Source organism: uncultured Eubacterium sp., assembly GCF_934295145.1.
In the GTDB taxonomy this organism is placed as follows: Bacteria; Bacillota; Clostridia; order Lachnospirales; family Lachnospiraceae; genus Eubacterium_I.
This window is the reverse complement of sequence record NZ_CAKRAS010000066.1, coordinates 1-13,335: the sequence shown is the minus strand read 5'-3', so window position 1 is coordinate 13,335 and position 13,335 is coordinate 1. Positions and strand designations below refer to the sequence as shown.

The window sequence follows — 13,335 nt, the reverse complement described above, 5'->3', positions numbered from 1 at the left end:
GTGGTCACAGAAAATTTTTCAGGTTCTTGTTGGAGTTCGTTTCTGCTTGTTCCAAACCACCCTAAACAAGAATTTATGATGTTACGATATTGCGCAGCCATACTCCTTTTTTGACAAGTATGAATCCAATGATACATTTGATAAAATCTGCCGCCTGCACAATAGCATATATTCCAAGCACCGGCAATACCGTAAATCGGCTGAGTACAAAAGCCAACGATACACTCACCACCCAGATAAATACGCTGTCAAACAAAAATGTAATAACTGTTCTTCCGCCAGATCTCAATGTAAAATAAGTAGCATGTAAAAATGCATTCTGTGGCATAAAAACCGCCGTGATCATAATAAAATACTTCGCCAGTTCTTTTGCTTCTGCATTGGTATTGTACAGATTTGGAAATACTGGAGCCAATGTAAGCATCGCCAGTGCTACAATCGTGCAGCAAAATACCGAGAATGCAATCATCTTATTATCCGTATCTCGCGCTTCTTTCATCTTACCAGCACCAAGCAGCTGTCCTACTACAATCGCAACAGAATCCCCCAATGCAATAAATACAATATTAAATACATTGTTAACGGTATTTGAAATATTCAATCCGGCTACAACATTTAAGCCACGCACGGAATAACACTGTGTCAGCATTGCCATGCCGGCTGCCCAAAAGGTTTCATTCAAAAGCAACGGTGTTCCCTGGATCAGAATGCGTTTGATCATTATTCCAGGAATCCGCATCGTACGATATAAACCACTGGCAAATACATGTTTTGCCTGATGTCTGTGTGTCCATCCAATAACGATCAATGCTTCCACATAACGCGAAATCACAGTTGCAAGTGCCGCACCTCTTACTTCCATTTTCGGGAAGAATAACATTCCGTAAATCAACATAAAGTTAAAAAACAGATTGACCAATACTGCCACAACGCCCGCTTTCATCGGAAGCATCGTCTCACCACATTCGCGAAGAGTACTCGCATAAACCTGTACCATCATAAAAGCTGGCAATCCCCACACAATGATTTCCAGATATTCTTTTCCATAACGCAAGGTATCTGCGATCTGCGCTGCAGTACCATCGCCTTTCAAATACATATGAATCAGTACATCGCCCTTAGCCAACAGCAAAATGATTGTTGCCGCTGTTATAATAATTACCATCCAAATCTTATAGCGCATGGTATTGCGAACGCCTTCCTGATCTCCTTTTCCAAAATACTGTGCTGTAAAAATTCCTGCTCCGGAAACTCCGCCGAAAATACATAAGTTATATACAAAAATCAACTGGTTTACAATTGCAGCTCCAGACATCGGTTCTGTACCAATTCGACCGATCATAATATTATCCAACAAACTTACAAAGTTTGTGATACCATTCTGTATCATAATTGGAATTGCAATCGACAGCACCATCAGATAAAATCGTTTGTCACCAATAAATTTTCTCCAAAATTTTTTCTTTACTGTCATCTCCATCTACAAAATCCCCTTGTTCGTAATCTTCTTTTTATCATTCATCATCGCATGATGGAAGTAAAGCGGACATTCGCAATCCGTTTTCACTACTTGCTCATGAACGCACGTCAGACTTAGTACGAAATCATCACATATCTGATGTAATTTTCTCCGAAGTGTATGGAAAATCCATTTTCAGCTCACGGAAATAGTATTCCCGTTCTCTTTCGCCAATTTCCCTGGTCACACGACATGGAATTCCTATTGCAATCACATTTGCCGGAATATCTCTTGTCACAACACTGCCTGCACCGATTACAGCATTATCTCCAATTGTCACTCCAGGAAGTACTACCGCATTACTTCCAATCCAGACATTTCTACCTATATGGATTGGCAGGGAATAATGTGCCCCCATCGAACGATACTCAGCATCTGCCGGATGTCCGGTGGTGCAAAGTGTTACATTTGGCCCAATCATTGTTTTATCTCCAATGAAAATATCTCCATCATCCACTACATTCAAATTGAAATTCGCATAAAATGAACCTTCCAGATATAGATGACAGCCATAAGACATATGCACCCCATCTTCAATGAATACGCTATCTCCACACTTTCCTAACAATCCTTTTAACAACTCTAATCGTTTTTCGCGATCACTTGGACGCGTATGATTATAATCAAACATGACCTCTTTACAATGTCTGCGTAATGCATCCAGTTCCTGCTCCTGTTCAATATCTACCGGATCCTTATGTCCATGCTCATAAAAAACCATCCCATTTGCAATTCTTTCTTTTAAATACATTTTCCCATTCCTCCTGTAAAAATCTTTTTCCCAATATACCTTATAGTCGAATAATGAATAGCCCCTATTTTTTCTCATATTATATTTTAATAATACTTATACTGTTATCGACCATTTTTCTTCTAAACCGTCAAACCTAGAAACGCCCCAAGATTCCCGCGTTTTCCATGACTTGCACGATGTGAAAACAATAATTCCGGATTGCAGCAGGTACATACATCTGTCACTGCCAGATGCTCCGGATTCACTCCTGCTTCCAACAGCACAATTTCGTTTGCTTTCCAGAGATCCAACTGATATTTTCCATTTCCTTTATTGATCAAAATTTCTGATTCATGCCCTGAAAATGCCTGTTCAAACCGGACTGCCACATCTTCACTGACCTCATAGCAATCCTGACAGATGGATGGACCAATGGCACAGTATACATCTGAGGCCTCCGTACCATATTCCCGATGCATCGCTTCAATGGTACATTTTCCCATACGGGCAACCGTTCCTCTCCATCCGGAATGGCTGAGACCTATGGCATGATGCACTGGATCTACAAAATACAGTGGCACGCAGTCCGCATAAAATGTTACCAGTGTCAGTCCCGGTACATTTGTAATAAGCCCATCCACATCCGTATAATCTCGTGCTCGGATAATTCCTTTTCCTGCATCTGATTCTGTCACTACCCGTATATTTGTCGTATGTGTCTGATCCGAACATACAAGATGTTCACAATCTGTTCCTATAGCTTCGGCAATACGCCGGTAATTTTCCTCCACATCTTGTTTTATGTCCCCGCGACTGAAGCTGAGATTCAGTGTTGAAAAGATTCCCTCGCTCACACCACCGCAACGCGTCGTAAAGCAATGACGCACAATCCCTGTCTGTTCAAGCAACGGATAGTGAAATAATGGCAATACGCTTCCATTTTCCAGAGGATGATCCATCAATTTCAACGGCTGCGTGCCACCTGCTTTTCTTTTTATAAATATATTTTTCTTTTCCACAAATACATCCTTTCCTTCAACATTCCTATATTCCATAATCCGATGTCATGTAGGCATCTAATTTCAACAACCGTGCAGTCTGATAGAAATATTCATGCCATATAAGAATCTCTCATCCAGTTCACAAAGAACGTAACTTCCATCAATGAAAAGATCCACAATAATCAAACGCATTTTCCACCACATGAATATTATGCAAAGACACCTCCGCCACATCAAAGCGGCAAGGATATCCCATAGAATATCCGCATCTCTTTAGATAAAAAACCGCAGCATTGGAAATCCGTTGCCGTTTGCGCCAGTCTATGGCCTCACACGGTGCTCCAAATTGTTCATTACTACGGTATTTAACCTCTACAAAAATGAGATATCCATCCTTTTTTGCGATCAGATCGATTTCACCAAATGAACAACGAAAATTTTGTTCCAAAACAATAAAACCATGCTGCCGCATCCAATCTGCCACTCGCTGTTCCTGTGCCATACCAATTTCTCGTGTATTCACATCTGCCTCTTTCTACTCTCTCCGGCAAATATTAATTTATATCCTCACCACTTATAAAAGTGAGAGTCTATTCGACTTAGATAAAGTTATGTATAAAACTCTGTCTGTGAATCGGAGATGCACCATATTTTTTCAATGCCTCGATATGTGCTGCCGAACCATAACCTTTGTTGGATGCAAATCCATACTCCGGCATAATTTTATCATATTCCACCATCAATCGATCTCTCGTCACTTTTGCAATAATACTTGCTGCACCGATGGAAATACTTTTCGCATCACCTTTAATAATTGGGACTTGATAAATATCCACTTCCGGAATTGTCACTGCATCATTCAAAAGCAGATTCGGCTGTGGGTCTAATTTGCTGATTGCTTCCCGCATAGCTTCATAAGTAGCCTGCAAAATATTGATCTCATCAATTCGTGTCGGAGATGCCATACCAATGCCGGTAGCAACTGCCTGCTCCATAATCACGTCATAAAGTTCTTCACGTTTTTTTTCACTGAGTTTTTTGGAATCATTAATATACAAAATATTGCAATTTTTTGGAAGGATGACTGCACCGGCTACTACCGGCCCTGCCAATGGACCACGTCCAACCTCATCTATGCCACAGATAAAAGCGTAATCCGCATATTTGCGTTCATAAATTTTAAGCGCATCGATGCGAAGCAGCTCCTTCTCATATTTTTCCAGACGTTTTTGTGCCTGATTTACAGCTGCTTTTACACCCGCTCGTTCATCTGTGCTGTATTTTTCAATAAACTGCTGCAGTTTGGTTTCTGCCGTCGCATTTAATTCTTCTTTAATCTCACCAATTTTTCTGACTACCATCTTAATTTGCCTCCGGCAGTTCCAATGTGATACGTCCCAGGCGTCCGGATCTGAAATCGTCAATCACAAGTGCTGCTGCTTTGCTGTAATCAATCTCATTTCCACGCTGTACACAACCACGTTTCTGTGCAATAGCTTCGAGAATTTCCACCGGACGTTCGACATTCTCTTCCACCTCATAGCGGGCAACCAATGTACCTGCATAATTTTCCCGCAGAAAAGATATTAATTCCAGTGAAAGCTCATCGATGTTCAGAATCTCATCCTTGATAGAACCGATCAGTGCCAGACGGAGTCCCACCATCTGATCATCAAATTTTGGCCATAAAATTCCCGGCGTATCAAGCAGTTCCACATCTTTATTCAAGCGAATCCACTGTTTTCCTTTTGTCACACCCGGTTTATTTCCAGTCTTTGCGCATGCTTTTCCGGCAAATGTATTTATAAATGTAGATTTTCCCACATTCGGGATTCCGACAACCATAGCACGCACCGGACGGTTTTTAATGCCTCTGCGACGGTCACGTTCAATTTTCTCCTTGCAGGCTTCCAGAATGACATTCTGGATCTCTTTCATACTATTTCTACGGCGCGCATCCAGCTTTACCACATAAAATCCTTTTGCTTTAAAGTAAGAAGCCCATGCTTCATTTTTTCTCTCATCTGACAGATCTGACTTGTTTAACAAAATCAGACGTGCTTTATTTTTTCCAAGTTCATCAATATCCGGATTACGGCTGCTCAGTGGGATTCTCGCATCCACCAGTTCGATTACCAGATCAATCAGTTTGATATCTTCCTGCATCTGCCGCTTTGCCTTCGTCATATGTCCCGGGTACCACTGAAAATTCATACTTTATCCCTCTTTCTTCTATTTGATACGTCCCATCTTCTTAAACGGACGCGTAATATACCATGCTTTTCCTTTGATATAGCTTTTTTTCACATTTCCGATATTCGCATATCTGCTGTCCTCACTGCTATTTCGGTTATCACCAAGCACAAAATATTCATCTTCGCCAACCGTGATCTCGTCCTCTGCAACACCTGCGCTTTTGATCGTCTCGGTATCCTCCACATCATATAATTCACCATTGACGTACAACAGGCCATTTTTGATCTGCACCTTGTCACCCGGTACACCGATGACACGTTTGACATAATAATGACTCTTCTCATTGCCATTTGGCAAAAACACAATCACGTCACCAGCTTTTGGACTTTTTATGTTATAAACAAAACGATTCACCAGAATCTGGCTTCCGTCTGAAACCGTCGGTTCCATGGAATTGCCAACTACTGTCACCTTCATTCCCGCGCAATATACTACCACGAAAGCGATCAGCAATACGATAATTATTTCCACCACCCACGCTGCCAGGCTTTTGGCCGTAGACAGTTTCATTTTTTTTCGTCTTCTGCGAAAATTCAGACCACCTGAATGAAATAATGTCATACTAGATTTCCTCCTATCAAAACGTGTGCTTTTATTGTAACAGAAAACATTCTTTTCAAACACCCTATAAATAAGGAAAAAACTGCAACGAAAAGTTTTTTTCGTGCGAGTGTGCATCGTTTGCACGAAGTGCTTTTGTTTGATAGAAATTCAGCGTAATTTTCTATCAAACGAAAAAACCCTCTGAAGATGCAAGGCATCATTCAGAGGATTATCATCATTCAGCATACTAGAGCTAATTATTTTACTAACTCTTTAACTTTAGCTTTCTTACCTACACGATCTCTTAAGTAGTAAAGTTTTGCACGTCTTACTTTACCGTAACGAACAACTTCAACTTTCTCTACGTTCGGAGAGTGTAATGGCCAAGTTTTCTCTACGCCAACACCGTTGGAGAATTTACGAACTGTAAATGTCTCACGGTTGCTTCCGCCCTGTTTCTTTAATACAGTACCCTCGAAAACCTGAATTCTTTCGCGGTTACCCTCTTTGATTTTTGCAGATACACGAACTGTATCTCCTACGGAAAACTCCGGTACTTCAGCTTTCAGCTGCTCAGCTTCGATGCTTTTGATAATTTCATTTGCGTTCATTTTTGTGACCTCCTGTTATTTGGATGTTCTTAATACGTTACGTAACAGAGGACCATCTCTTCTTTAATTCACAACGTATGATAGTTTACCATACTTATTTATAAAAAGCAACATAAATTGTTGCATTTCTATTGTATTTTTTACCGTCCATGTGTCAATGTTTTTATCAATATTATTTTTCTGCGAAAACTGCTCGTTTTCTACTATTTTTCTCTCAGTTCTTTTAAAATCTGCTTTACATCCATTCTGGAAAGTTCTGCATCTTCTAAAAGTTCCGGGCGGTTGCGCAGTGTACGCAGCACCGACTGCTCATGTCTCCATGCTTCTACTTTTTTATGATCACCGGAAAGCAGTACTTTCGGCACTTCTTTCCCATTCCATCTTGCCGGGCGGCTATACTGCGGATATTCCAACAGACCGCCCTCTAATGACTCCGTAGAGCCGGATTCTTCATTGGTCAGTACACCCGGAACCATACGGGAAATAGCATCTACCATAACCATGGCAGGAAGTTCTCCTCCGGTCAGCACATAATCACCGATAGACACATAATCCGTCACGATTTCTTCCAGCACGCGCTCATCCACGCCTTCATAATGTCCGCACAAAAAGATCAGGTCCTCTTCTCTGGCATATTCTTTTGCCATGCCCTGCTCGAACACCCGTCCCTGCGGAGTCAGATAGATGCAACGCGGCTGATAGCCTACCTGATCCACAATGCTTTTCCAGGCATCGTAAATCGGCTGAGCCTGCATTACCATACCGGCACCGCCACCGTACGGATAATCATCCACTTTTTTATGACGGTCTTTTGTGAAATCACGAATGTTGATCGTATTTATTTCAATCAGATTCTGCTCAATAGCATTTCCGATAATACTCGTATTTAATCCCTGCATCACCATGTCAGGAAATAATGTCAAAATATGAAATCTCATCGATTAATTCCTCAGTCCAGGCATCAGATAAACGGTCATCACCATCTGTTCCATATCAATGTCACGGATGCAGTCTTTGATAGCCGGAAGTAATAACTGCGGTGTGCCTTCCTGTTCTACCACATAAACATCGTTTGCTCCGGTCTGAAGCACATCTGTCAGTTTACCAAGTTCCTCCCCCTCTGTGGAAACCACACGCATACCGATCATATCTGCGATAAAGTATTCATCTTTCTGCAGTTTCACCGCATTTTCCCGTGTCACATACAGACTTTTTCCGCGAAAACGCTCCACTTCATTGATATTCTGAAACTCCTTGAATTTCAGAATTACCATCTGTTTAAAAAATTTCACCTGGCAGATATGAAGTGTCATTCGTTCTTTTCCGGTGTCCAAAATGACCTCTTTCAGTTTTTTAAAACGTTTTACATCATCCGTGGTAGGAAATACTTTGACCTCCCCGGCGATTCCATGTGTGCTTGAAATCACACCTACCTGTAAAAATTCTTCCATGTTCTCCCTTTCAAAAAAGGGACATAGCTTAACACCATGTCCCTTGTCGCCTTTTTACTGTACGATCTCTACGATAACTTTTTTGTCCTCGCGAGATGCGGCAGCTTTCACAACAGAACGGATTGCTTTTGCAATTCTGCCCTGCTTACCGATCACTTTTCCCATGTCGGCCTGTGCAACATGCAGTTCCAGAACGGTTGCCCGATCTTTCTCTGTCTCAGTTACAGTAACTTCCTCAGGATTGTCGACTAGTGATTTTGCAATTACTTCTACTAATTCTTTCATCACGTTTCCCTCACTAATCTATTATTTCTCGATACCAGCTGTTTTTAAAATTTTCTCAACTGTCTGTGTAGGCTGTGCTCCGTTTGCTAACCATTTTTTAGCTGCTTCCTCGTCTACGCGGATCTCAGACGGCTCTCTAGTCGGATCATAATATCCGATCTCCTCGATGAATCTACCATCTCTCGGGCTTCTGGAATCTGCTACTACGATTCTATAGAAAGGAGCTTTTTTCTGTCCCATTCTTCTTAATCTGATTTTAACTGCCATGTTGTTTCACCTCCTCAAATTTCTACTTCACTGCGCATATGCGCTATATGGTTAAAAAGGAAACTTGAAATTTCCAAATTTACCGCCACGTTTACCTTTGCCCATCATGTTAGGCATCTGTTTCATCATCTTGCGTGCCTGTTCAAACTGTTTTACCAGTCGGTTGACTTCACTGATATCCACACCGGCACCAAGCGCAATACGACGTTTTCTGCTTGGATTGATCAGATTTGGATCCCCACGCTCCGCCGGAGTCATAGAATAGATAATCGCTTCGATTCGAGCCATCTTCTTCTCATCCATCGCATCTTCAATCTGTTTTAACTGTGCTCCGCCCATGCCCGGCATCATGCTCAGAACATTTGCGAAACCGCCCATCTTCTTCATCTGGCTCATGGAGTCCAAATAATCGTTAAATGTGAACTCTGCTTTTCGGAAACGTTTTTCCATATCAGCAGCTTTCTCATCGTCGATCTCCGCCTGTGCTTTCTCAATCAGAGTGAGCACATCTCCCATGCCAAGAATTCTGGAAGCCATTCGATCCGGGTAAAACTGCTCCAGATCTGAAAGTTTCTCTCCCATACCTGCATACAGAATCGGTTTTCCAGTTACGGCTCGAATAGAAAGTGCTGCACCGCCTCGAGTATCACCATCCAATTTTGTCAGGATCACACCATCGATTCCGATTTTTTCATCAAAGGTGCTTGCCACATTGACTGCATCCTGACCGGTCATGGCATCTACTACCAAAATGGTCTGTGCAACATCCACATTTTCTTTGATTTCAATCAGCTCGTCCATCATATCTTCATCCACATGAAGCCGACCAGCTGTATCAAGGATGATAATGTTGTTGCCGTTCTTTGCCGCATGCTCTACCGCTGCTTTTGCAATGTTGACCGGCTTGTGCCCGTCACCCATGGTAAATACTTCCACGCCCTGTTTTTCACCGTTGACCTGTAACTGCTGTATTGCAGCTGGACGATATACATCACAGGCAACCAGAAGTGGTTTCTTTCCTTTGAGTTTGAACTTTCCTGCAAGCTTTGCAGTCGTCGTTGTTTTACCGGCACCCTGAAGACCAACCATCATAATGATCGTTGTCGCCTGTCCCGGACGAAGTTTGATCTCCGTTGTCTCTGAACCCATCAGGTTAACCATTTCCTCGTTAACGATCTTGATTACCATCTGTCCCGGATTCAGACCATTCATTACATCTGCACCGATTGCACGTTCCTGTACAGATTTCACAAACTGCTTTACTACTTTAAAGTTTACATCCGCCTCCAGCAAAGCCATCTTAACTTCCTTCAGTGCAGCCTTTACATCTGCTTCTGTCAGGCGGCCTTTGCTTCGCAGGTTCTTAAATACGTTTTGCAGTTTTTCGGATAAGCTGTCAAATGCCATACTTATAATTCCTCCAAAATCCGTCCGGAGATCTGATTGATCTCCTCCATTGTCTGTGCAATACAGTCCTCTTTATAATGAAGCGAAAGATCACGAATCTTGGAAACATCTTCTTTTGTCTTCCAGAACCGCTCTACCAGATGAAGCTTTTCTTCATAACCAGCAAGGATCTTATCACATCTTTTTACCAGATCATGTACACCCTGACGGCTGATTCCAAGCTCCTCAGCAATTTCGCTTAAAGACATATCGTTCAGTACAACATCTTCATATACATGTTTCTGATGCTCCGTGAGCAATTCTCCATAAAAATCATACAAAAAGACCTGACGTCCAATTTTCTCCATGTCAATCACCTTTGCTAGATTATCACACTTGTTTTGTCCTGTCAAGTATTTTTTCTTTACACCTATGTATTTTTTTCTTCTTGCACTTTATTGCTATTTCTTAATCCAAAAAAACTTATGGAAAAGCATATTTTTTTCTTGACTTTAGTATGGTAGATTGATAACATGGTAGCATATTCAAACAAAGAATTACCAGAGGAGAGAGAAAAAAGATGAAAAAGAAATTATTAGCACTCGTTCTTGCTGCAGGTATGGTAGCTTCCATGGCTGCATGCGGAAATACAAACAGCAACGGATCTGCTTCTGCAGATAACAGCAAAGATACTTCTGCCGCAGCAGAAAACACAGACAGTGATCTGGCTTATGTCAAAGACAAAGGTACATTAGTTGTAGGTATCACAGACTTTGAGCCAATGGATTATCAAGATGAAAACGGAAACTGGATTGGATTTGACGCTGATCTCGCATCTGCCTTTGCAGAAAGCCTGGGTGTTAATGTTGAATTTGTAGAAATCGACTGGGATAACAAAATCCTTGAGTTAGATGGCAAAACAATTGACTGTGTATGGAACGGTATGACATTAACGGATGAGGTGACAAGCTCCATGTCCTGTACAAACGCTTACTGCAACAATGCGCAGGTAGTCGTTGTTCCTTCTGATGAAGCTGATAAGTATCAGGACAAAGACAGCTTAAAGGATCTGACATTTGCAGTTGAGTCCGGAAGTGCTGGTGAAGCGCAGGCTCAGGAACTCAGCTTAAACTACACTGCTGTAACTGCTCAGTCTGACGCATTAATGGAAGTTGCCGCAGGTACTTCTGATGCTGCTATCATTGATTCCCTGATGGCAGGTGCAATGGTTGGCGAAGGTACCGGTTATGCAAACCTGACATACACCATCGGCTTAAATGATGAAGAATATGGTGTTGGTTTCAGAAAAGGTTCTGACCTGACAGAAGAATTAAACAACTTCTTCAAATCCAGCTATGCTGACGGTTCCATGGAGCAGATTGCTGAGAAATACGGTGTACAGGCTGCAGTTGTTGAGCAGAAATAATCCTGTTATAGCCTGGCGGATATTCGCAATCCGCTTATGCTACTTACCCGTAATCAAATAAACACTATGTAGCTTTATTTGGTTCCATACTTGTTTTGTTGAGAAATTTTTGTTTATTGAGATTTGTAAAATTAATAGTGATTTTTAATTTAAAACAGAGAGCGGAGTTTCCGCTCTTTGTTGCGCATAAAACGGTACAGTTCACACGTTTCTCATTCAGGCATGAGCATTACCTGAATACATATAATACGTGAACTGTAATAAAAATACTTAGAGAAAGCAGGAACTATCATGGATTTTTTACAGCAGCTGCCGATCGTCATTCATTCTTTAAACATCGGCTTTTTACAGACACTACGACTTTTTGCGATTACCCTGATCGGCGCATGCCCGCTCGGTCTTGCAATCTGCTTCGGCTCCATGTCCCGTATTAAACCAATCAGTGCTTTTTTCAAACTACTGATCTGGGTTGTCCGCGGCACCCCTCTGATGATCCAATTACTGATCATTTACTTTTTCCCGGGACTGGTATTACATAACCCAATCTGGGGTGGTGGCGAAACCGGCCGTTTCCTCGCGGCATCCGTATCTTTCATTCTGAACTACGCCTGCTACTTCTCTGAAATCTACCGCGGCGGTATTCAGAGTGTACCGGTAGGACAGGAAGAAGCCGGACTGGTTCTGGGCATGACAAAATCCCAGATTTTCTTCCGGGTAAAATTATTGCAGATGGTGAAAAGAATCATTCCGCCAATGTCAAACGAAATCCTGACTCTGGTAAAAGATACTTCTCTCGCACGTATCATTGCACTGCAGGAGATCATCTGGGCAGGACAGGCCTTTATGAAAGGATCTCAGGGTATTTCCGGACAGATCTGGCCACTGTTCTTCACCGCCATCTACTACCTCATTTTCAATGGTATTCTGACAGTAATACTTGGAAAATTAGAAAAGAAACTGGATTATTTCAGATAAAAGGAGAAACTGATCATGAAAATTTTAGAAGCAGAACATATATGCAAATCCTTTGGGCAGACCGAAGTACTGAAAGATATCAGCTTTTCTCTGGAGGAAAGCCAGGTACTTTCCATTATCGGTTCTTCCGGAAGTGGGAAAACCACACTCCTGCGCTGTCTCAACTTTTTGGAGCACCCGGACAAGGGTATTATCCGTGTCAAAGACAAAACCGTTTTTGATGCAGCAAATCCAACCACAATGCAGGATGCCGAAATCCGTAAAAACCGTCTGCATTTCGGTCTTGTTTTTCAGTCATTTAATCTTTTTCCTCAATATACCGCACTGAAAAATGTTATGCTTGCAAAGGAATTGCTTGCGAAAGAACGCCCAGACTACAAAACACGAAAGAAAGAAATCCATGACGAAATTGAAGCTCAGGCAGTCAGCCTTTTAAAACAAATGGGGCTTTCCGAACGAATCAATAACTATCCGCATCAGCTTTCCGGTGGACAGTGTCAACGTGTTGCAATTGCCCGTGCATTGGCAATGCAACCGGATATTTTGTGTTTTGATGAACCGACTTCAGCTCTTGATCCAGAGCTGACCGGAGAAGTATTGAAAGTTATCAAAGAGCTGGCAGAAACCAAAACAACCATGGTAATTGTAACACATGAGATGGCTTTTGCCCGGGATGTGGCTGATCAGGTCATTTTCATGGATGATGGTTATATTCTGGAACAGGGAGATCCTTATCAGGTATTTGAACATCCGAAAGAAGAAAGAACACGACAGTTCCTCTCCCGTTTCCACGAAAATCTTGTTTAGGGTAGTTTAAAAAGAAGCTGGAAGAAAACTCCAATGCCGGCACGAATGATTTTCTATCTGCGCTGCGCCGCCTAT

General features: G+C 41.9%; 17 protein-coding genes. 3 read left to right on the top strand and 14 right to left on the bottom strand.

Annotated elements, in window-relative coordinates; all coding sequences use genetic code 11:
- Window positions 1-73 precede the first annotated feature (73 nt).
- The 14 genes from Q0I54_RS11530 to ylxM form a co-directional block, all read right to left on the bottom strand.
- The gene (locus tag Q0I54_RS11530; protein ID WP_367270844.1) at window positions 74-1,480 is read right to left on the bottom strand and encodes an MATE family efflux transporter; all 1,407 of its coding nucleotides are present in this window, start codon (window positions 1,478-1,480) and stop codon (window positions 74-76) included.
- A 127-nt stretch (window positions 1,481-1,607) separates the two neighbouring features.
- Window positions 1,608-2,270 (bottom strand): maltose acetyltransferase domain-containing protein, encoded by a 663-nt coding sequence (locus Q0I54_RS11525; protein ID WP_296118795.1) that lies wholly within the window; start codon window positions 2,268-2,270, stop codon window positions 1,608-1,610.
- A 122-nt stretch (window positions 2,271-2,392) separates the two neighbouring features.
- Window positions 2,393-3,211 carry a peptidoglycan editing factor PgeF gene (gene pgeF / locus Q0I54_RS11520; RefSeq protein ID WP_296118796.1) on the bottom strand — a complete coding sequence of 273 codons (819 nt, stop codon included), beginning with the start codon at window positions 3,209-3,211 and terminating at the stop codon, window positions 2,393-2,395.
- Window positions 3,212-3,413: 202 nt separating this feature from the next.
- Window positions 3,414-3,776 carry a YraN family protein gene (locus Q0I54_RS11515; protein WP_296118793.1) on the bottom strand — a complete coding sequence of 121 codons (363 nt, stop codon included), beginning with the start codon at window positions 3,774-3,776 and terminating at the stop codon, window positions 3,414-3,416.
- A gap of 76 nt (window positions 3,777-3,852) precedes the next feature.
- The gene (locus Q0I54_RS11510) at window positions 3,853-4,614 is read right to left on the bottom strand and encodes a ribonuclease HII (protein ID WP_296118791.1); all 762 of its coding nucleotides are present in this window, start codon (window positions 4,612-4,614) and stop codon (window positions 3,853-3,855) included.
- Between the two features lies 1 nt (window position 4,615).
- The gene (ylqF, locus tag Q0I54_RS11505; protein ID WP_296118790.1) at window positions 4,616-5,467 is read right to left on the bottom strand and encodes a ribosome biogenesis GTPase YlqF; all 852 of its coding nucleotides are present in this window, start codon (window positions 5,465-5,467) and stop codon (window positions 4,616-4,618) included.
- An 18-nt stretch (window positions 5,468-5,485) separates the two neighbouring features.
- Window positions 5,486-6,070, bottom strand: a complete 585-nt coding sequence (gene lepB / locus Q0I54_RS11500; RefSeq protein WP_296118789.1) for a signal peptidase I — start codon at window positions 6,068-6,070, stop codon at window positions 5,486-5,488.
- Window positions 6,071-6,309: 239 nt separating this feature from the next.
- A complete protein-coding gene (gene rplS / locus Q0I54_RS11495) occupies window positions 6,310-6,663 on the bottom strand; it encodes a 50S ribosomal protein L19 (protein WP_109217035.1) in 354 nt (117 codons plus the stop codon).
- A 203-nt stretch (window positions 6,664-6,866) separates the two neighbouring features.
- The gene (gene trmD, locus Q0I54_RS11490) at window positions 6,867-7,601 is read right to left on the bottom strand and encodes a tRNA (guanosine(37)-N1)-methyltransferase TrmD (protein WP_296118788.1); all 735 of its coding nucleotides are present in this window, start codon (window positions 7,599-7,601) and stop codon (window positions 6,867-6,869) included.
- Window positions 7,602-7,604: 3 nt separating this feature from the next.
- Window positions 7,605-8,114 (bottom strand): ribosome maturation factor RimM, encoded by a 510-nt coding sequence (rimM, locus tag Q0I54_RS11485; protein ID WP_296118787.1) that lies wholly within the window; start codon window positions 8,112-8,114, stop codon window positions 7,605-7,607.
- A 54-nt stretch (window positions 8,115-8,168) separates the two neighbouring features.
- Window positions 8,169-8,399, bottom strand: coding sequence for a KH domain-containing protein (locus tag Q0I54_RS11480; RefSeq protein ID WP_021740145.1), 231 nt, complete (start codon window positions 8,397-8,399; stop codon window positions 8,169-8,171).
- 21 nt (window positions 8,400-8,420) lie between these two features.
- Entirely contained in the window at window positions 8,421-8,666 is a 246-nt protein-coding gene (gene rpsP, locus Q0I54_RS11475; RefSeq protein WP_296118786.1) for a 30S ribosomal protein S16, read from the bottom strand.
- Window positions 8,667-8,717: 51 nt separating this feature from the next.
- Entirely contained in the window at window positions 8,718-10,073 is a 1,356-nt protein-coding gene (gene ffh / locus Q0I54_RS11470; protein ID WP_296118785.1) for a signal recognition particle protein, read from the bottom strand.
- Between the two features lie 2 nt (window positions 10,074-10,075).
- Window positions 10,076-10,420 (bottom strand): YlxM family DNA-binding protein, encoded by a 345-nt coding sequence (gene ylxM / locus Q0I54_RS11465; protein ID WP_109216122.1) that lies wholly within the window; start codon window positions 10,418-10,420, stop codon window positions 10,076-10,078.
- 212 nt (window positions 10,421-10,632) lie between these two features.
- On the opposite strand from ylxM, the gene Q0I54_RS11460 reads away from it, so the two are divergent.
- The 3 genes from Q0I54_RS11460 (at window position 10,633) to Q0I54_RS11450 (ending at window position 13,260) form a co-directional block, all read left to right on the top strand.
- Window positions 10,633-11,478 (top strand): transporter substrate-binding domain-containing protein, encoded by an 846-nt coding sequence (locus tag Q0I54_RS11460; protein ID WP_296118784.1) that lies wholly within the window; start codon window positions 10,633-10,635, stop codon window positions 11,476-11,478.
- Between the two features lie 291 nt (window positions 11,479-11,769).
- The gene (locus Q0I54_RS11455; protein ID WP_296118783.1) at window positions 11,770-12,453 is read left to right on the top strand and encodes an amino acid ABC transporter permease; all 684 of its coding nucleotides are present in this window, start codon (window positions 11,770-11,772) and stop codon (window positions 12,451-12,453) included.
- A gap of 15 nt (window positions 12,454-12,468) precedes the next feature.
- Window positions 12,469-13,260 carry an amino acid ABC transporter ATP-binding protein gene (locus Q0I54_RS11450; protein WP_296118782.1) on the top strand — a complete coding sequence of 264 codons (792 nt, stop codon included), beginning with the start codon at window positions 12,469-12,471 and terminating at the stop codon, window positions 13,258-13,260.
- The last annotated feature ends 75 nt before the right edge of the window (window positions 13,261-13,335 follow it).